Origin of the sequence: Barnesiella sp. An22, assembly GCF_002159975.1 — a bacterium.
GTDB lineage: Bacteria > Bacteroidota > Bacteroidia > Bacteroidales > Barnesiellaceae > Barnesiella > Barnesiella merdigallinarum.
The window spans coordinates 113,681-133,356 of the sequence record NZ_NFJR01000006.1 but is presented as its reverse complement, the minus strand read 5'-3'; the positions used below and the strand labels follow the sequence as shown (position 1 = coordinate 133,356).

The following is a 19,676-nucleotide window of genomic DNA, read 5'->3' as shown; positions in this document are numbered from 1 at the left end:
GTATGAAAAGGAAAAATTCGAAATACAGTATGCGTGGTTGTAAAGGGGCAGTAAGGTGTGCCTGCCTGTTGATGGTGCTGTGTGCGTGGAGCGCGTCGGCCCAGACACAGGAGGCTGCGAACAACGATACGACCCAGTTCAACGGATTGAATTACATGTTACAGCGTCCGGCCAGAAACGAGCGCTTTGCCCGGAAAAAGTTTGGCGACCACCTCTTCTTTACGGGCGAGGCGGGAGTCACTGCCGTCCGCTCGGCGGGGACTCTCTTTTCTACGCCGGGGTTGGGGCTGCGTAGCGGTCTCACGGTGGGCGACTGGTTCACCCCCGTACATGGTGTGCGGCTGGGCCTGAATGCCGGGTTGCACAATGGACTGGGCGAGGTCAACCCCTATTTTGCCGGACTCTCGGCCGACTATCTGATGAATCTCTCGGCCTTGTTGCACAAAGACAATGCGTCGCGCATCTTCGAGCTGATAGGGGTAGCCGGCGGTGAATATCAACTGTTGTACCGCCGGGGCAACTGGACCCACGGCGGAGGTTTCAGACTGGGTATGCAGACGCGCTTCAACTTCTCGCCGCTCACCTTCTTCTACCTCGAGCCGCGGGTAGGTATCTATACCGACGGCATCGACGGCATCTCTACCTGGATGCGATACGACTGGGAGGCCTCGCTCATGGCCGGTCTGGGGTATCGGTTGCTCTCGGCGCCGGTACGTCGGCACGAATCGTTCTGGGGGGCTAATCAAGGTCTCTTCTTCTCGTTGGCAGGTGGTCTGTCGTCGACCTTGACCAGTTCGTTGAATCCGTTGCTCGACTCGGGTTATACCTCCATGGTGTCGATTGGCGAACAGTTCACGCCGGTATCGTCGCTGCGCTTGTCGGGGACGGTCCGTTATCTGAAAACCGACCGGAATACCCATAAGGCATCGGTAGGAGCCCAGCTCGATTACCTCTTCAACATGCACGCCCTCTTCGGTGGATATAACCCTGGTCGGGTGTTCGAGATGTCGGGCCTTTTGGGAGCCGGTTATAACAAGGTGGCTGTCGATGAAAAGCTCCAGAGTCGCTGGAGTGTGGGGGCCGGTTTGCACGGCGAGTTCCGCTTGTCTGGAAATCTGGGCCTGTTCATAGAGCCTCGGGTCGATGTCTTTGCCAACGGAGCCTGGGGCGACCACCTGAGTGCGGTAGACCCGTTGGCTTCGGTATGGGCCGGACTTACCTATCGGCCGGTTTCGCCTGCAATCAATCGCTCGACCATCGAGCAAGACCCGTTCGACTTGCCTCGGAGCATCGGCGACCTCTACCTGACGATAGGCGGTGGCTTTGCCAGTGTCCTCAATACCTCAATCTCCGACCCGTTACCCAACAAGGGTTATCGCCTGTTCGGCGGTATAGGCACCTGGTGGAATCCGGTTTCGGGCGTGCGGTTGCTGGCCAATTTCTCGTCGCTCGATGCCCGCTTTACGACGCACCACACGTGGGCCGTGGGTGGTCAGCTTGACTATCTGTTCAACCTGACTAACCTCTTCTATGGTTATGATCGCAGCCGCCTCTTCTCGCTGAGTGGGGTGGCCGGTCTCAATTACGATTTTGTATCGTCGGAGGGCTATTTCCAGCACAGCGTGGGTGCAGGTGTAGGTCTGCAAGGTCTCTTCCGGCTCAACGATATGTTTGGCTTGTTCATCGAGCCCCGTCTGATTGTAGGGCAGGATAACCGTTGGGAACAGCAGCTTATCTCGAGCATCGATGTCGTGCCCACGATTACGGCCGGTCTCACCTATTCGCTCTATGGCTACGGGCGCACACATGGTACGATGGAGAAGGCCCAGGAGTTTCGCCACGAAAACTTCGTAGACCATATATTTTACGGAGCAGGCGTAGGTGTTGCCGGTATTATGCACCGCAATTTGGTTTTTCATCCGCTCGACCGCATCGGGCCCATGGCTTCGGCCTATGTGGGCAAATGGTTTACGGGGGCATCGGGTGTGCGGCTCTCGGCCGGTGCCGGTGCTTATCGCGACTCCGAAATCGGGTATCGCAAGTTCGGGCTCGTGCAACTCGATTATCTGTGGAATATCAATTCGACCCTTTACGGCTATAACCCGTCGCGCATCTTCGAGACTCACCTGGGGGTAGGTGCCGTGCTCTCTTATGCTACCGGCAACCACACGGGATTCTACCCCGGAGCCGCCCTGAGTCTGCAAGGGTTGTGGAATGTCGGTTCGGGTATCGGCTTGTTCGTCGAGCCTCAACTGCGGGTATTCGGGAAGAACTATTCGCGCGAAGGCATGGCCAGTTTGCCGATTGACATGCTCACCTCGGTGAACGTGGGCCTTCAATACAGGCTCAACCACTACGACTACCAGGCCAATCATGCCGCCTACGATACCGACAACAAATATTTCGTGTCGGTAGGCTATACGGGTCGCTGGCTCCGGAAGTCGGGCCTGCAGTTCTCTCCGGGTTATGGAGCCACCCTCTCGCTGGGTAAGTGGTATACTCCGCTGTCGGCCTGGCGTTTGGGCTTGGACTACGGCTACTATCGCACCCAACCGCAATATATGGCCTTGTCGCTCTCGGCCGACTATCTGTTCAACCTCTCGGCCTTTACCGTGGGGTATAACCCCGACCGCTTCTTCGACCTGCTGGTATTGGGTGGTGTGTATGGCGGCGTGGGCAATTGCCGGAAACAGAACGAATTTGTGTATGGAGCCCGGGCCGGCGTTCAGGGACGGTTCAACCTCTCGTCGGGGATAGACCTGTTTGTCGAGCCGCAACTCGTGGCTTCGCACTTGCCTCACACCTATGGCAGTGTCGATACCGAAGCCCGCGTGCTGGTGGGCCTCAACTACAAGCTGGGCCGCAATGCGGTAGAGGGTGGCCGTCGTGCTCCCGACCGCAACACCTTTGTATCGGTATCGGTAGGCCCTTCGCTCTTCAGCGAAACGATATTGATGGACCGTTACCGCAAGGTGTCGGTCGCTACCGACATTGCACTGGGTCGTTGGTTTACGGCCGCATCGGGTGTATCGGTAGGGTTGGGCTATGACTTCATTACCCCGAGAACTTCGCCTACACTCAACGTAGGGACGCTCCATGCCGACTATCTGCTGAACCTCTCGTCGCTACTCGAGCCCGACCCCGATCGTCGGTTCCACTTGATTGCCTCGTTGGGTACCGGTCTGGGCTGGAGCAACTACAACCGCGATGGCGGTATAGGCTGGGTGGCTCGCGGTGCCGCTCAGTTGCGCTGGAACGTATCGCGCACGCTCGACCTCTTTGTGGAGCCTTCGATGACCCTCTGGGACGATAAGCTGTTCGAAACCAACACTCACCACTTTATCGGCGTAGGCCGGGTTTCGGTAGGAACCGCCTATCGGTTTTGACGCACGACTATGATATTGCAGGCACCCGACTCTCGAGCGTGAGTCGGGTGCCTGCGTTTTTCAGAGGTCGTGGCCAGGGATACCTGTCGTCGGCTTTCGGGGCAGGATACTCGGAAGGGGGGGGTGAATACCGGCTTTTTTTTCAAGGATAAAGAACCAACTATATCGCGGAGTATGTGCGCTATATCACTTTTTTGCATTATCTTTGCTCGGTAAAAAAGCGAAGGCAGCAGATACCCGATAGGTTTCGATTGGACGGCCGGGCCGTGAAGCCTGCAATCGGCAAGGTGGCTGCCGGGATAGATTGAAGCCGGGAGCTCTCCCCGCGAAGAACATAAAATAGACAATGAAAAATATGATGGCAAAACCTTCCATACCCAAAGGTACGCGCGATTTCTCGGTCGACGAGATGGCCAAGCGCAATTACATATTCGATACGATAAAACAAGTTTTTGCTCTCTATGGGTTCCGGCAGATTGAGACGCCGGCCATGGAGACCCTGCAGACCCTCATGGGCAAATATGGCGAGGAGGGTGACAAGTTGCTCTTCAAGGTGCTCAACTCGGGCGATTTCCTCTCGGATGTTTCGGAGGCCGACCTGGCCGAGCGCAATCTCAACCGCCTGGCTGCCCGCCTGTGCGAGAAGGGGCTCCGTTACGACCTCACCGTGCCCTTTGCCCGCTTTGTGGTGATGCACCGCAACGAACTTACCTTCCCCTTCAAGCGTTATCAGATTCAGCCCGTGTGGCGGGCCGACCGTCCGCAGAAGGGGCGTTATCGCGAGTTCTACCAGTGCGATGCCGACGTGGTGGGCTCCGACTCGCTGCTGAACGAGGTAGAGCTCATCGAGATGATCGACGAGGTATTCTCCCGTCTGGGCATACGGGTAGCCATCAAGTTGAACAACCGTAAGATATTGAGCGGTATAGCCGAGTGGATAGGGGCTCCCGAGAAGATTGTCGACATTACTGTGGCCATCGACAAACTCGACAAGATGGGGCTCGACAAGGTGAATGCCGAACTGATGGAGAAGGGGCTTTCGCAGGAGGCTGTGGCCCAACTGCAACCCATCATCCAGTTGCAGGGCAGCAACGAGGAGAAGCTGCAGGTGCTGCGCCGCGAATTGGCTGGCTCGGAGACGGGCTTGAAGGGTATCGACGAGCTGGAGTATATCTTGCAGAAACTCTCGGCCTCGCCGTTGCGCTCGACGCTCGAGATAGACTTGACATTGGCGCGCGGCCTCAACTACTATACGGGTGCCATTCTCGAGGTGAAGGCGCTCGATGTGCAGATAGGCAGCATCACGGGTGGCGGCCGCTACGACAACCTCACCGGTGTATTTGGTCTGCCGGGTGTATCGGGCGTGGGTATCTCGTTCGGTGCCGACCGTATCTTCGACGTGCTCAACCAGCTCGACCTCTATCCCAAGGAGTCGATGCAGTCGACACAGGTGCTCTTTGTCAACTTCGGGGAGCGCGAGAGCCAGGTCTGTCTGGGCCACCTCGCTCGGTTGCGGGCTGCCGGTGTGCGGGCCGAAATCTATCCCGAACCGGCCAAGATGAAGAAACAGATGAGCTATGCCGACTCGATAGGGGCCCAATATGTGGCTCTGGTGGGCGAGACCGAAATCGCCGCCGGCAAGATAGCTCTGAAAAACATGACTACGGGCGAGCAGTCGTTGCTCTCGCTCGACGAGGTTATTGCCCTTTTGCGTAATCGGCAAGAAACGATAAAAGAAAATAAAACCATAGATAGATTGAATCGATGAGCTCGAAATTGGAATACACCGGCTTGACTGAGGCCGAGGTGTTGAAAAGTAGGGAAAAGTATGGCGAAAACGTGTTGACGCCACCAGCCCGAACCCCGATGTGGAAATTGTTTCTGGAGAAATTCTCCGACCCTATCATTCGTATTTTATTGGTAGCTTTGTTGCTGTCGATAGCCGTTTCAGTCTATCACGTGGCAACCGGCGAGGCCGGAGCTTCGGCCCTGTTCGAACCGGCCGGCATCGCCCTGGCCATCCTGCTGGCTACGGTGGTGGGCTTCCTCTTCGAGATGAGTGCCGCCAAGAAGTTCGACATTCTCAATCAGGTGAACGACGACCTGCCCGTGAAGGTGGTGCGGGGCGGACATATTGTCGAGATTCCCAAACGTGAGGTGGTGGTGGGCGACATCGTCATGCTCAATGCCGGCGACGAGATACCGGCCGACGGTATTCTGCTGAGTGCCGTCTCGGTGCAGGTGAACGAGTCGTCGCTCACGGGTGAGCCCATGGCCACCAAGACGACGGTCGAAGCCGACTTCGACAAGGATGCTACCTATCCCTCCAACGCCGTGATGAACGGTTCGACCATGCTGGGCGGCTATGGCGTGATGCAGGTGACTCAGGTGGGCGACGCTACCGAGTATGGCAAGGTCTATACCGGCTCACAAATCGAGAACAATACCCAAACTCCGCTCGACAAGCAGCTCAATACGCTGGCATCGTTCATCACGAAGGCCAGTTATGTGATTGCCGCTATCATCTTTGTGGCCCGCACGGTCATCTACCTCACCGACCATCCGGTGCTCGACTGGCTCAGCTTCGGCAGCTATCTGCTCTCGACGGCCATGATTGCCGTGACCGTTATCGTGGTGGCCGTGCCCGAGGGGTTGCCCATGAGTGTGACCCTGAGTCTGGCCATGAGCATGAAGCGTATGCTGGCCAACAACAACCTGGTGCGCAAGATGCACGCCTGCGAGACGATGGGTGCGGCTACGGTCATATGTACCGACAAGACGGGAACCCTCACCCAAAACCAGATGCGGGTCAATACGGCCGACTTTTCCTATGCTCCCGATTCGAATGTCAAAGAGATTATAGCCGAAGGCATTGCCGCCAACTCGACGGCTCACCTCGACGAGGGTGCCAACGGGGTGAAGGTGCTGGGTAACCCCACCGAGGGGGCTCTGCTGCTGTGGCTGGCCGACCAGGGTGTCGACTATGCCGAGTTGCGCAACCGGGCACATGTGGTGGAGCAGCTCACCTTCTCGACCGAGCGTAAGTATATGGCTACGGTAGTCGATTCGCCGTTGCTCAACCATCGGGTGGTTTATGTAAAGGGTGCCCCCGAGTATGTGATGAATTTCTGTTCGCAGATGGTTACGGCCCAGGGGCTCGTGCCCATGGAGAGCAGCCGTCCGGCCGTGGAGGCGAAACTGTTGCAGTATCAGAACCAGGCCATGCGTACCTTGGGCTTTGCCTATGCGCTGGTAGGTCCCGACGAGCCTTACTTCATCGCCGGCCATCTGTCGCCTCATATCCGCCTCACCTTCCTGGGTGTGACCGCTATTGCCGACCCCGTGCGCAAGGAGGTGCCCGAGGCTGTGGCCGAGTGCCTGAATGCCGGCATCAAGGTGAAGATTGTGACGGGCGACACCCCGGCTACGGCTCGCGAGATAGCCCGCCAGATTTCGTTGTGGAAGCCCGAGGATGGTGACCGCAACATTATCACCGGTACCGAGTTTGCCAACCTCTCCGACAAGGAGCTGCTCGAGCGTATCCCCGACCTGAAGGTGATTGCCCGCGCCCGACCTATGGACAAGGAGCGGCTGGTGAAGTTGCTGCAGTCGCAAGACGAGGTGGTGGCCGTGACCGGCGATGGTACCAACGACGCTCCCGCCCTCAATGCCGCCCAGGTGGGCCTCTCGATGGGCGACGGCACCTCGGTAGCCAAGGAGGCCAGCGACATCACCATCATCGACAACTCGTTCGGCAGCATCACCAAAGCGGTGCTGTGGGGCCGTTCGCTCTATCGCAATATCCAGAAATTCATTCTCTTCCAGATGACCATCAACGTAGCGGCCTGCCTCATCGTGCTGCTGGGGGCCTTCCTGGGCACCGAGTCGCCGCTCACCGTCACGCAGATGCTGTGGGTGAACCTCATTATGGATACCTTTGCCGCGCTGGCTCTGGCCTCGCTGCCACCCGACGAGCGGGTGATGCGCGACAAGCCCCGCCACCTCAACGACAATATCGTGACCCGCGCCATGGGCAAGGGCATCCTCGGTACCGGCATCGCCTTTGTGCTGCTCCTCTTCGGGCTGCTGCAATACTTCAAGCATGTCGATGTCACTTCGATAGCTCAGTTCGACCTGGGGCTCTTCCTGTCCAACTTCTTCAACTTCAGCCCCGTACACGAAGGTCTCACCCGTTACGAGCTCACCCTCTTCTTCTCTATATTCGTCTTCCTGCAGTTCTGGAACATGTTCAACGCCAAGGCCTTCGGCAATGTGCAGTCGGCCTTCAGCCGCTTGAACACCTGCAAAGGCTTCCTGTGGGTAACGCTCATCATCCTGGCCGGGCAGATACTCATCGTGAGTGTGGGCGGTGCGCTCTTCAGCGTGACCCCGCTGCAGCTCATGGATTGGGTTTATATCTTTGCCGCTACCTCCATTGTGTTGTGGATTGGCGAGATTTATCGACTCATTCGCAGAATTGTGGCATAAATTGTTGATAAAAAATGCGCCGATTTGTTGCGTAGTCCAAAATAATCGTTTATCTTTGCACCGCATTTGACAAGTGGTCGATGCAAAAATAGACATGATGGCGAGATAGCTCAGTTGGTTAGAGCGCATGATTCATAATCATGAGGTCCCGGGATCATACCCCGGTCTCGCTACAAAGAGAGCTTCAGGAGACTGGAGCTCTTTTTCGTTAAGTTCATATAGCACTTGAAGTGAGGCTTGGTGCTTTTTATTATTGTGGCGAAGGGTTAGGGCGTCCCGATGCAGCATCGGGAAGGTCCCGGGATCATACCCCGGTCTCGCTACGAAAAATAAAAGTTGCCTCACGATTCAGTGAGGCATTTTTTTTACCTTCTCCAATGTATTACGTTTATATCCTCTATTCACGTACACGCAATCGATACTATGTAGGTTATGCTCACGATATAGCCACTCGCTTGTCGAAGCACAATGCGGGAGCTACGCCGAGTACCCGAAGCGGCAGGCCTTGGGAATTGGTGTATAGCGAATCCTATACGGAGAAAGGGGCCGCCATGGCTCGGGAGCGAGAGATAAAGAATAAGAAGAGTAGAATATATATCAAGCAGTTGATAGCGAAGGGTTAGGGCGTCCCGATACAGCATCGGGAAGGTCCCGGGATCATACCCCGGTCTCGCTACAAAGAGAGCTTCAGGTAATTGGAGCTCTTTTTTTTGTATGTAGTCATTCCGCGCCCCGACGCGGAATCCAGAAAATACCCGCAAAGGAGACAGTCCGCAAAGGGGGGGGGAATACCGCATGAGGTAAATACTGGCAAGGACTCCGTAAATGAAAGCCTCGCTTATCCTCTTCTGGACCCCGCATCGAGGTGCGGGGTGACGTTCTTGTCATTCCGCGCTCCGACGCGGAATCTAGAGAATACCCGTAAAGGGGGAATACCCGCATGAGGTAAATACCGGCAAAGACCCCGTAAATGAAAGTCTCGCTTGTCCTCTTCTGGACCCCGCATCGAGGTGCGGGGTGACATGATGCGCATTGCGTGCATGGGAGACACACCCATCATTCCACGCCCCCGACGCGGTATTCAGAGAAATATCGGTAGGGGAGTATAAAAAAAGTTACATATTTTTATCTAAGTTAAAATAGATTTACTATATTTGAAGTGCAGGGGAGGGAACTGTCTGGCAATGTCAAAGGGGAACATGGGCTCTTTTTGTTTGTCGTTATGTTTCTCTTTCTGTCTAACAAAGGGTATGTAAAAATAAAAGGCCTCTTTTTGCATGCTTTATGGAATAAAGGCCTTCATCTAAACTTCTTTTTATCATGAAAGACAAGTTATTTGCTTTTTTCGAGCCGTTATGGCAGTTTATCGACAACGGGTCGTTTTATCGTGAGCCCTTCCGTTGGTTGTATGTAGCTATTGCTGTCCTGAATTTGCTGTTCCCGTTGGTGGCCATCTTTGGGGCAATAGGCAGTGGTGTCTTCGAGTATATACCGGGGAAGGTTATTTTTGCCCTCATTTTGATATTTATTCTCATGATAGCCTTGGGCATTATGAGCTTTGTGCTCTGGATAAACAGGCAGAAAAAATTGAAAGAGCTGCTTTGTGAGGATAACGAGTTTGTAGCCATTCCCATGGTGTCGCATTTTATTCAGACCGTAGGCGAGTGGTTGGGCTTCTACATCGGCTTGTTTGGCTGTGTGGCATCGCTGCTGTTCCTGCTGTTTGGCGGCAGTGAGATGATGAACCAGTTGGGCGGAGCCAGCCTGTTGCCGTGGGGCACGGGTGTCGTGATGATAATCATGTACCCGATTATCGGCTTCCTCATTGTCGTTTCGGGCCGTCTGTTGGCCGAGTTGTACCGGGCCATGGCCTCGATTGCCAATAGTGCGAAGCGCATCTCGAATCGGGTGGCCGATGCCGCTCCGGCCGAGAGCGAGGCACCCGCAGAGGCTTCTCCCGCCGGTGAAGAATAACCTCTTTTAAGGATAAAGAAAAGAGCGGCAGGACTCCGTACGGGGGCCTGCCGCTGCTTGTATGCGGAGAAGGGGAGAAGGGGGGGAGGTTCTCCCGGTCGTTTTCTCTTGAGTCTGTTCAGGGGTGAGTTGGCCGGGGAGTCGGGTCAAGGCATGGGGGATACCTCGATTACCTCTTTTACCCGATAGACACCGTCGTATTCGGCGGCAAATCCTTCGGCCGATTTCCCGGCGTCGACCACTCGCAGCGAGGCTTTCACGGCGGTGTAGGGTTTTGCCTTCTCGCCGACGGCCTTTTCGTACAGAGGCTTCAGGGAATCGGTTTCGTCGATAATCCAGTATTCGGCCGTATCGCCGTCGGCAATAAACGAGCGCACCTCGTGCCCGATGATCAATCGCCCGTTCACCGTGAAGGAGAGCGGGGTCGCCGGTTGTATAAGAGTGGCCGGTATCGAACTTTGCGGACGGGCAAGGCTCATCACATAGTCGCCCTTTTTCAATACGAGGCTGTCGGCCGTGAGTTTGCCGATTTCGAACGTATCGGCAAAGGCGATGGTCTGGTGGTTGCCGATGCTTTCGCCCGAGAGGATAAGCCGGTCGCCCTCCCGACTCCACTGTTCGTATTGGAGGGTTGCCATGTTGATCGATGATGCTTCACCGTTTTCTTTCAGGTCGATACCCTGTATGGCATCGGGGTTACCCGGTATCGGTTCGATCCATTGTCCCGTCAAGGAGGCTTTGTTCTGACAGGCCGAGGCCAGAATAGCAATAGCTGTCAAGGCCGTGAACATTTTTGTTTTCATTGTTGAAAAGTGTTTTAGGTTTATGGTACTTTCTGCAAAGCTATGAATAAAAAGGAATTTTGGTATCCCGATACCCCGGGAGAAAAGAAAGAATATACAAATGCGAGACGGTTTTAAGACAATTTAATGTATCGTAGCGCAGTATTGGCCTTTATTTTTGTTTTATCTTTATACGAGAAATTCGTGTAGAAAATATAGAATAGAAACTAAAACAAAAAGAACTATGAAAATGAAGTGTTTATATGTGGCTGTGGCTGCTGCCGTGCTTTCGTTGGCTGCGTGCCGCTCCTCAAAAGATGCCGTGTCGGTAAACGATCTCGACGGCGAATGGAATGTAGTGGCGATTCAAGGCCAGGCCGTGCAGGCCGAGTCGCAACCCTTTATCGGGTTTGATGCCCAAGACGGACGGGTATATGGTTATACCGGTTGCAACCGGCTGATGGGTGCTTTGACCCTCTCGAAACCCAATAAAATCGAATTGGGGCAGATGGCCTCTACCCTCATGGCTTGTCCCGATATGGAGACCGAGCGGCTCATGCTCAATGCGTTGGCCTCGGTGAAAAGCCTCAAGTGCTCGGGCAAGACGTTGGTGCTGTATGGAGCGGACAAAGAGCCGGTGATGCTGTTGCAGAAGCGTTTCGAAGTCGTGCCCCTGTCGAGCCTGAAAGGCGACTGGCGTGTGGTGAGCCTCTACGGAGCCGCTTTGCCCGAAGGCATGGAAACCGTGCCAGCACTCAACTTCGACGTGACAGCCAATCGGGTAACCGGCAATTCGGGTTGTAACCGGCTTTCGGGTGCGATTAACCACGACGGGGCCGACGAGAACTCCATCTCGTTTGGCAACGTGGCCTCTACCCGTATGGCCTGCCCCGACATGGATACCGAGAATCAGGTACTCTCGGCCCTCAACAGCGTGCGTTCCTACGGTCTGCTCGACAACGGCCGTCTGGCACTCATGAGCGAGGGTGGCACGATTGTGCTCGAGTTGGAACGGAGCAAATAAACTGTTCCAGATATACAGGTGAGACCGAGGGGCCGCCTTCCCGCCATGCGGGAGGGTAGCCCCTCGGTTGTTTTTGTGCTCTGGGAGGTATGGATTTTTGCGCCTCCGGAGTGTGCTTTCCGCAGATTTTCCTTACATTTGTATGGGTGTCGGGCCCCTTCCCGGCATCGACCTGATACACATGAAATACTAAAAACAAGAACCGATGAAAAAATGGATTGCAACGCTTGCATGCTTCTGCCTGCTGTCTGTGTCGGCGCAGGCCCAGAAGTATGTACCTACCCCCGAGAATCTTCAGAACAGGAAAGAGTTTGCCGAGAGCCGGCTGGGTATCTTTATCCACTGGGGCCTGTACAGCACCTTTGCACAGGGTGAGTGGTATATGAACAATGCCAGTGTCGACGCCCGCGAATATGCCAAGGCCATGAACGGCTTTTATCCCCACCGTTTCGATGCCCGCCAGTGGGTGTCGGCCTTCAAGGCTGCGGGGGCGAAATACATCTGTTTCACCACCCGGCATCACGAGGGCTTCTCCATGTGGGATACCCGGTGGTCGGACTATAACATCATGAATACGCCCTACGGCAAAGACATCGTGCGGCAGCTGGCCGAGGAGTGTCACCGCCAGGGCATCAAGCTGCACCTCTATTACTCGCACATCGACTGGACCCGCGAGGACTATCCCGCAGGCCGTACGGGCCGGGGGACCAAGCGGCTCGACCGCGCCGACTGGCCGGCATACTATCGCTTCATGAACAACCAGTTGACCGAGTTGCTCACCAACTACGGCGAGATCGGGGCCATCTGGTTCGACGGCTGGTGGGACCACGACGTGGATTCCGTCCCCTTCAACTGGGAGCTGGAGGAGCAGTATAAGCTCATTCACGACCTGCAACCCGGCTGCCTGGTGGGCAACAACCACCATCAGACTCCCTTCGAGGGCGAGGACATCCAGATTTTCGAGCGCGATGTGCCGGGCGAGAACAAAGCCGGACTTTCGGGACAGGACATCAGCGCCTTGCCGCTCGAGACCTGCCAGACCATGAACCACTCGTGGGGGTACCGGGTGACCGACCAGGAGTATAAATCGACTCGGGAGCTTATCCAGCTGTTGGTGCGCACCTCGGGCAAAGGGGCCAACCTGCTGCTCAACGTCGGCCCGCAACCCGACGGTACGTTGCCCGAGGCTGCCTTGACCCGCCTGGCCGAGATGGGCAAGTGGCTCGATCGCTACGGCGAGTCGATCTATGCCACCGTGGCCGGCGATTACCGCGAGGGCGACAACCTCATCACGACCCGCAACGGCAACGTGCTCTATGTGCATATTCTGAATACCGACATCGAGCAGGTGAAGATGCCGGTTGCGCAGAAGGTGAAGAGTGTCGAGGTGCTGGGCGAGGGTACCCGCATCGACTACAAATGTAAGAAGGGGGTGCTCGACTTCGGGGTAGAGATTCCCGACGACTGTATCGACTATGTGGTGAAGGTGACGCTCAAATAGTCGTCGGACTTTGCAATAATAAAACGCAGCAATAAAACGCAGGGCCTCACCCCTCCATCGAGGGAAGTGAGGCCCTGCGGCTGTTTCTGGAGTAGGGTACGGTCGGTTTATTTCCAGGCCACCTCTTGTTGGGTAATTATACCGTCGTTCAACGTGCATTGGTCGAGGCTACCCTCTTTGACCTGGATGCAGAGGTAGAGCATGCTGCCGGCCGAGGTGCAGCGCAACGAGCGGTTGCAGTGGGTGGCTACACGCACGATAGAGCCCTCGGCGATGGGGAAGGCGGTGTCGTCGACCTGGAAGTCGCCCGAGCCCCGCAAAATCAGATAGACCTCTTCGTTCTGCTTGTGGCTGTGGAAGAAGGGTGCGGCCTCGCCCGGGTTCAAGGTGCTGAACGAGATTTCGCAACCGGTGGTGCCTGCACAATCTTTTACAAACTGTTTGCCGGCAAAGGCGCTCAGGTCGCCTACCGTGGCGTGGGTGAATTTTTCACCCTCATTGACTTTACGAATTGTTTCCATTTTCTTATCGATTAAGTTGGTTTATGATTGGTTACTAAAAATAACTTTATTATTTTTGTAGTGCGAAGATGCTCTTTTCCCGGCTCCCTTGCAAGAAGGCACAGCGAGATAGGTAAGTTACACCGAGGTAACGAATGCAGGAAATCAGGAATATACAAAATATTAAATAAGATGAAAACTTTTCTTCATACCGGAGTTTGTCCCGTGCGCGATATTTTGAGCCGGCTGGGCAGCAAATGGTCGGTGCTGGTGCTCGAGACCTTGCACGAAAACGGCACCATGCGCTTCAACGACATACAGCGCTCGTTGGGCGACATCTCGCAACGCATGCTCACTGTCACGCTGCGGTCGCTCGAGGAGGATGGCATGCTCACCCGCCGGGTCTATGCCGAGATACCGCCGCGGGTCGAGTATACCCTCACCGAACGGGGGCAGAGCTTCATGCCGGTGCTCGGCGAGCTGGTGCGCTGGGCCTTCGAGCACTCGGGCGACATCATGGCTTCGCGGGAGGCAATGCGCTCCGGGGAGTCGTAGTGTTACCCTTTTTGTTTCTAATCGCTCTGTTTGACAGATAGATATACATCTGTTGAAACATTTTTGATAAATGCAGGTTATCGAAATGTAACAGATGTTATATGCTCATTCACGTCGTTGTCTCATCTTTGTAGCCCCATGCCCATACCTTTGCGGCGGAAAGAAAAAAGATAAGAAAGTATGGGTAAAAACAGATTATTAGCGATTGTTTTAGGATTCACTTTTACACTTCGGGTGTTGGGCGCTCCGGCTACCGGCTCGATTACGGGAATCGTACAGGACAAGAAGAGCGGCGAGACCATCATCGGAGCCACCATCCAGGTCGAGAATACCTCGATAGCTGCGGCTACCGATATAGACGGGAACTTCGCGTTGAAGAGCGTGCCGGCCGGCAAACAGGTGATTGTCTGCCGCTATCTCTCGTACAAGACGGCCCGGATACCGGTCGAGGTAGTTGCCGGACAGAGTGCTGCTCCGCTGGTAATCGAGCTCGAAGAGGACGGGGTTGCCCTGCAAGAGGTGGTGGTCTCGACCTACCGGCGCAACGACACCGAGACGTCGCTCATCGAGGGAATGAAGGCCCAGGTGCAGGTGGCGAGCGGTATCTCGTCGCAGCAGATAGCCAAGACGCTCGACCGCGATGCCTCCGAGGTGGTGAAGCGCGTGCCGGGTATTTCGATTCTCGACGACCGCTTTGTGGTGGTGCGGGGATTGGCCCAACGCTACAACAACGTGTGGATCAACGGCAACACGGCCCCGAGTCTGGAGTCGGACAGCCGGGTCTTCTCGTTCGACATGCTGCCCAGTTCGCAAATCGAAAACATGATTATCTATAAGTCGCCGGCTCCCGAAATTCCGGCCGACTTTGCCGGCGGTTTCATACGCATCACTACCAAGAGCCTGCCGCTGCGCAACTCGGTGCAGGTGAACTACACCACCGGGTTCAACACCAGCACGCAGTTTACCGACACCCGGCTCAACCCCGGCAGCTCGACCGACTGGCTGGGCTTCGACTTGAGCAAACGCCCCCTCTCGAGCAGCATGCCTTCGCACATGGATGTGGCCGGCAGCAACCCCGACGAGGTGACACGGCTGACCCGTTCGTTCAACTCCGACTGGCGGGTGAAGAGCTACATTCCCATGCCCGACCAGCGGCTGTCGCTCACCGTCAACCGGCGGTTCGACACCGAAGGGGGCACCGAGATAGGCATGACCACCTTCATCAATTACAGCAACACCTACAAGACGATACAGGATATTGTCAACGCCCGGTTCGGCGTCTACTCGTCGGAGGCCGACAAGCCGGTCTACCTCGACGACTATATCGACAACCAATACTCCAACGACGTGCGGGTAGGGGCCATGCACAACTGGTCGTTTGTCTTCAGCGACCGCAACAAAATCGAGTTCCGCAACCTCTTCAACATGCTGGGTAAAAACCGCCTGACCGAACGTACCGGCGAGCGCAACATCAGCAGCCCCTTCTACCGCGAAGAGACCGAGATGCTCTACCAGTCGCGCCTCACCTACCTGGGGCAGCTGGCCGGCAACCACTTCCTCGACGAGCACAAGCTGCACTCCCTGTCGTGGAACGTAGGCTACAGCTACGCCTACAAAACCGAGCCCGACCGACGCATCATCGTCAACCAGGCCGGTATGAGCGAGGGCGCCGACGTGTCGCAACTGAAGGTGGGCAACGAGGAGATCTCGCGCTACTTCCAGTCGCTCAGCGACCACCTCTTCTCGGGGAGTGTCGATTACAAGGGCTCTGTCAATTTGGGTTCCATCCGCTCGACCGTCAAGGGCGGCCTGATGGGCGAATACCGCACCCGCAGCTATACCCCCCGCGAGTTTGTCTACCGCTACGACAACCTCACCGTGGCCGAGCGTCAGGAGTACCTCTACCTGCCTTACGAAGAGATGATGAGCGATGCCTGGCTGAGTGCCGACAAGGTCTACATCGACGAAATCACCCAGAAGACCAACGCCTACGAAGCCACCAACCTCTACGGTGCCGGCTACGGAGCCATCGAGCTGCCGCTGGGCCAATTCAACATCTACGCCGGGTTGCGCCTCGAGTATAACCGACTGCGCCTCACCCGCGACAAGTCGATGTCGGCCACGCAAACCCTGCTGACCAGCCGCGACTACGTCGACCTCGACCTGTTGCCCTCGGTCAACGCCACCTACAACTTCAACGAGCAGCACCTGTTGCGGCTCGCCTACGGCCGCTCGCTCAACCGGGCCGAGTTCCGCGAGGTGTCGCCGGCCGTCTACTACGACTTCGACCTCTTCAACGAAATCGGCGGTAACGAAAATCTGAAGACCTGCAAGATCGACAACCTCGATTTCCGCTACGAGTTCTATCCCGCCCGGGGCGAGATGGTGAGTGTAGGGCTCTTCTACAAACATTTCGAGAACCCCATCGAATGGACCTTCATCGACATGGGCGGTACCCTGCGCTACAACTACGAGAATGCCCTCTCGGCCCAGAGTCTGGGTGCCGAGGTAGAGATACGCAAGAGCCTCGACTTCATCGGAATGCGCAACTTCAGCCTGCTGTTCAACGCCACGCTCATCAAGAGCAATGTGCGGTTCGACGAGTCGGGCATCATCAAGACCGAAGACCGCCCCATGCAGGGCCAGTCGCCCTACATCATCAACGCCGGGTTGTACTACCAGAACGAGAAGTGGGGTCTGATGTCGTCGCTCCTTTACAACCGCCTGGGCAAGCGCATTATCGGTATCGGCAAGTCGAACAGCACCACCCACGACGTGAGCGTGAACATACCCGATACCTACGAGATGCCCCGCAACAGCCTCGACTTCACCATCTCCAAAAAGCTGGGTAAGCTCATCGAGCTGAAGGCCGGCGTGAAGGATATACTGGCCGAGAAGGTGGTCTACAAGCAGTTCCCGCAGTTCTACGATGCCGCCGGTCAGTTGCAGGAGCGCGAGCAGGTGACGAAATCGTATCGTCCGGGCCGTGCGGTGAGTGTGGGTATCACCTTCAATTTCTAATCTCGAAAAAAGATAACTTTTCTATCATACTAACCAAAAAGAAAATCAAATGAAAAAGCTATTCAAAACGATTGCCTTCGTATGTTTGGCAGCCATGACCGTAGTAAGTTGTGATGAGAATAACGACGAACCCGTTGTTCCGGCCGGTTCGAGCTACGACTTGGGCGATGGTTCCGATGCCTATGAGATTTCGTCGGACATGACTTTGACCTATCCCAATACCTATAACCTGCGCGGTTTCGTATATGTAACCGAGGGGGCTACCCTCACCATCGAGCCGGGTGTGGTTATCAAGGGTGAGAAAGAATCCAAGGCTACCCTGATTGTAGAGCGGGGCGGCAAACTCATTGCCGAGGGCACGAAAGAGCGTCCTATCGTCTTCACGTCGGCTCAGGCTCCGGGCAGCCGTAAACCGGGCGACTGGGGCGGTATCATCCTCTTGGGTAAAGCCAAGAACAACAAGGGCGAGCAGACCATCGAGGGCGGCGTACGCAGCAAACACGGCGGTAACGACGATGCCGACAACTCGGGTGTGCTGAAGTATGTACGTTGCGAGTTTGCCGGTATCGAATATTCGGTCGACAACGAAATCAACGCCATCACCTTCGGGTCGGTCGGCAGTGGTACGACGGTCGATTATGTACAGGTTTCCTACTCGGGCGACGACTCTTACGAGTGGTTCGGCGGCGACGTCAACTGCAAGCACCTGGTAGCTCTGGGTACCTGGGACGACGACTTCGATACCGACAACGGTTTCTCGGGCCGTCTGCAGTTCCTGGCAGCCGTACGCGACCCGAAAATCGGTGACAAGTCGGCCTCCAACGGTTTCGAATCGGACAACTGCAGCGACGCCGCTACCATCGAGCCTTACACCTCGTGCGTATTCTCCAACGTCTCGATGTTCGGTCCCGTGGTTGATCCGAACAATTACACCGACGAAGCCGGCGTGAACGGCAGCAATACCGACGCCCACTTCCAGGCTGCCATGCACCTGCGCCGCAACACCCAGTTGAGAGTGTTCAACTCGGTATTTGCCGGATTCCCCCTCGGTCTCATCATCGAGAACGACAAGAACTCCACGACGCAAGACTTTGCTACGGCCGGGAAACTGGTGGTAGAGAACTGCCTCTTTGCCGGTATGGTCAAGAACTTCCAGGATGCCCAATACTGGGAGAACAACACGCCCTACAGCCCCACCGACAACGGTGCTTTTGCCGACAGCTACTTCAACCGGGCCGACGGCAAGAACCACGCCTATGCCGCTATCGCCGACCTCAAGTTGCAGGGCAATCCCCAAAGCCTCACGGGCTTCAACCTGATTCCTTCGCAGGAGAGCCCGCTGGTAAGCCAGGCTGCCGACTGGAGCAACCCGCTGGTAGCTTCGGGATTCGAGCAGGTTTCGTACATCGGTGCCTTCTCGCCCAGCGAAACGGCCGACAACAACTGGATGACCGGCTGGACCAACATGGATCCCCAGAACACAGTCTATTGATACAACACAATCTGATTTAACTGAACACAATCTAATACGGTCGGGCCTGTGCCCCGGGCTCGACACTTGAAGGGTTAGCAATAACCGGGAACATAAAGGGTTCTATCGTCGCTCTCTCGGAGGGCAGGATAGAGCCCTTTTTCGTGTACCGTCTGTCCGGAGGGGGCTTGTCGGGAGCAGGGAGAAACGGCTCCCGGACGTATATCTATACGGCGAGGGGGATAGACCGGTGGTTCGGCCTATCCCCCTCGTGGTATGGAGTGAGAACTTTCGCTATTTCAAGTAGGGTTGCAATACCTCTTTCCACACCAGATAGGCATCGCCCAGCAGGTGCAGCCCGTCGTTGGTGTAGGCGGGGTCGAGGTCGTTCGAGCCGGGGGCCGTGAGGTGCGAATAGAGGTCGATATAGGTGCACTGCTCGGCGGCGGCCAGTTGCTCGAGCCGCTGGTTTATCTCGACGATTTGCGGCTCCTTGCCCGCGAGTTTGCGGTACTGCCCGAACGAGTTGTTGATGGGCAGCATACTCTGTATGTAGAGCTGCGTGGCGGGGCTGTCGTGGCGTATCTTGCGCACGATTTGGGCGATGTTGCCCACGATGCTGTCGGTCGAGAGGTCGTGCGACACGTCGTTGATGCCGATCATCAGGAAAATCTTGGCCGGTTTCCCCTGCACGATGGGCTCGAGGCGGTCGTAGACCCCCATGGCCACGTCGGAACTGATGCCCCGGTTCTTGACGTTGGGGTTGTCGAGCAGTTCGTGCCACTCGCAGCCGTTGGTGATGCTGTTGCCCAGGAAGATGATGTCGTCGCTGTCGACCGGCAGCTTCTCGAAGAGCGTGGCCCGCTGGTAGTAGAAGAGGTTGTAGTGGTAGACCTCTTGGGCCGACAGGGCCGTGGCCCCTACGAGCGACAGCAGCAGAAGGACGGGAATCTTTTTCATAGGACTCGGCTCCT

At 56.0% G+C, this 19,676-nt stretch carries 12 protein-coding genes and 1 tRNA gene; 10 read left to right on the top strand and 3 right to left on the bottom strand.

All coding sequences use genetic code 11. The annotated features are described in order from the left end of the window. Positions 1-2: 2 nt before the first annotated feature. From B5F38_RS07965 to B5F38_RS07940, 5 genes are all read left to right on the top strand, one after another. On the top strand, positions 3-3,386 hold the full coding sequence (locus B5F38_RS07965; protein WP_143240938.1) for a hypothetical protein: 3,384 nt from the start codon (positions 3-5) through the stop codon (positions 3,384-3,386). 355 nt (positions 3,387-3,741) lie between these two features. Beyond that, positions 3,742-5,154 carry a histidine--tRNA ligase gene (gene hisS / locus B5F38_RS07960; protein ID WP_087408759.1) on the top strand — a complete coding sequence of 471 codons (1,413 nt, stop codon included), beginning with the start codon at positions 3,742-3,744 and terminating at the stop codon, positions 5,152-5,154. Further along, complete coding sequence (locus B5F38_RS07955; RefSeq protein ID WP_087408758.1) at positions 5,151-7,874, top strand: calcium-translocating P-type ATPase, PMCA-type; 2,724 nt, start codon at positions 5,151-5,153, stop codon at positions 7,872-7,874. The genes hisS and B5F38_RS07955 overlap by 4 nt, the downstream gene beginning before the upstream one ends. Positions 7,875-7,973: 99 nt before the next feature. Continuing rightward, positions 7,974-8,047 (top strand) — tRNA-Met (locus B5F38_RS07950). 1,147 nt (positions 8,048-9,194) lie between these two features. Next, positions 9,195-9,848 carry a hypothetical protein gene (locus B5F38_RS07940; protein ID WP_025278369.1) on the top strand — a complete coding sequence of 218 codons (654 nt, stop codon included), beginning with the start codon at positions 9,195-9,197 and terminating at the stop codon, positions 9,846-9,848. A 146-nt stretch (positions 9,849-9,994) separates the two neighbouring features. Here the strand turns inward: B5F38_RS07940 and B5F38_RS07935 are convergent, their stop codons facing one another. Beyond that, on the bottom strand, positions 9,995-10,651 hold the full coding sequence (locus B5F38_RS07935; RefSeq protein WP_025278368.1) for a lipocalin family protein: 657 nt from the start codon (positions 10,649-10,651) through the stop codon (positions 9,995-9,997). A gap of 223 nt (positions 10,652-10,874) precedes the next feature. On the opposite strand from B5F38_RS07935, the gene B5F38_RS07930 reads away from it, so the two are divergent. Beyond that, the gene (locus B5F38_RS07930) at positions 10,875-11,654 is read left to right on the top strand and encodes an META domain-containing protein (protein WP_087408756.1); all 780 of its coding nucleotides are present in this window, start codon (positions 10,875-10,877) and stop codon (positions 11,652-11,654) included. Between the two features lie 205 nt (positions 11,655-11,859). After that, on the top strand, positions 11,860-13,155 hold the full coding sequence (locus B5F38_RS07925; protein WP_087408755.1) for an alpha-L-fucosidase: 1,296 nt from the start codon (positions 11,860-11,862) through the stop codon (positions 13,153-13,155). Positions 13,156-13,262: 107 nt separating this feature from the next. Here B5F38_RS07925 and B5F38_RS07920 read toward each other — a convergent pair whose 3' ends face one another. Continuing rightward, positions 13,263-13,676: a cupin domain-containing protein gene (locus B5F38_RS07920; RefSeq protein ID WP_087408754.1), complete on the bottom strand. Its 414-nt coding sequence runs from the start codon at positions 13,674-13,676 to the stop codon at positions 13,263-13,265. 171 nt (positions 13,677-13,847) lie between these two features. Between B5F38_RS07920 and B5F38_RS07915 the strand changes: the two genes are divergently transcribed. The 3 genes from B5F38_RS07915 (at position 13,848) to B5F38_RS07905 (ending at position 18,723) form a co-directional block, all read left to right on the top strand. Then, the gene (locus B5F38_RS07915; RefSeq protein WP_087408753.1) at positions 13,848-14,210 is read left to right on the top strand and encodes a helix-turn-helix domain-containing protein; all 363 of its coding nucleotides are present in this window, start codon (positions 13,848-13,850) and stop codon (positions 14,208-14,210) included. 180 nt (positions 14,211-14,390) lie between these two features. Further along, positions 14,391-17,231 (top strand): TonB-dependent receptor, encoded by a 2,841-nt coding sequence (locus B5F38_RS07910; RefSeq protein WP_087408752.1) that lies wholly within the window; start codon positions 14,391-14,393, stop codon positions 17,229-17,231. A 49-nt stretch (positions 17,232-17,280) separates the two neighbouring features. Next, entirely contained in the window at positions 17,281-18,723 is a 1,443-nt protein-coding gene (locus tag B5F38_RS07905) for a hypothetical protein (protein ID WP_087408751.1), read from the top strand. Between the two features lie 273 nt (positions 18,724-18,996). Here B5F38_RS07905 and B5F38_RS07900 read toward each other — a convergent pair whose 3' ends face one another. Beyond that, positions 18,997-19,662 carry a GDSL-type esterase/lipase family protein gene (locus B5F38_RS07900; protein WP_087408750.1) on the bottom strand — a complete coding sequence of 222 codons (666 nt, stop codon included), beginning with the start codon at positions 19,660-19,662 and terminating at the stop codon, positions 18,997-18,999. Positions 19,663-19,676 lie beyond the last annotated feature (14 nt).

Excerpts from the sequence above, each read along its gene's own strand:
- B5F38_RS07915 (WP_087408753.1), top strand. The coding sequence starts at position 13,848 with ATGAAAACTTTTCTTCATACCGGAGTTTGTCCCGTGCGCGATATTTTG.
- B5F38_RS07955 (WP_087408758.1), top strand. The coding sequence starts at position 5,151 with ATGAGCTCGAAATTGGAATACACCGGCTTGACTGAGGCCGAGGTGTTG.
- B5F38_RS07965 (WP_143240938.1), top strand. The coding sequence starts at position 3 with ATGAAAAGGAAAAATTCGAAATACAGTATGCGTGGTTGTAAAGGGGCA.
- B5F38_RS07900 (WP_087408750.1), bottom strand. The coding sequence starts at position 19,662 with ATGAAAAAGATTCCCGTCCTTCTGCTGCTGTCGCTCGTAGGGGCCACG.
- B5F38_RS07930 (WP_087408756.1), top strand. The coding sequence starts at position 10,875 with ATGAAAATGAAGTGTTTATATGTGGCTGTGGCTGCTGCCGTGCTTTCG.
- B5F38_RS07925 (WP_087408755.1), top strand. The coding sequence starts at position 11,860 with ATGAAAAAATGGATTGCAACGCTTGCATGCTTCTGCCTGCTGTCTGTG.
- B5F38_RS07910 (WP_087408752.1), top strand. The coding sequence starts at position 14,391 with ATGGGTAAAAACAGATTATTAGCGATTGTTTTAGGATTCACTTTTACA.
- B5F38_RS07920 (WP_087408754.1), bottom strand. The coding sequence starts at position 13,676 with ATGGAAACAATTCGTAAAGTCAATGAGGGTGAAAAATTCACCCACGCC.
- hisS (WP_087408759.1), top strand. The coding sequence starts at position 3,742 with ATGATGGCAAAACCTTCCATACCCAAAGGTACGCGCGATTTCTCGGTC.
- B5F38_RS07905 (WP_087408751.1), top strand. The coding sequence starts at position 17,281 with ATGAAAAAGCTATTCAAAACGATTGCCTTCGTATGTTTGGCAGCCATG.
- B5F38_RS07935 (WP_025278368.1), bottom strand. The coding sequence starts at position 10,651 with ATGAAAACAAAAATGTTCACGGCCTTGACAGCTATTGCTATTCTGGCC.
- B5F38_RS07940 (WP_025278369.1), top strand. The coding sequence starts at position 9,195 with ATGAAAGACAAGTTATTTGCTTTTTTCGAGCCGTTATGGCAGTTTATC.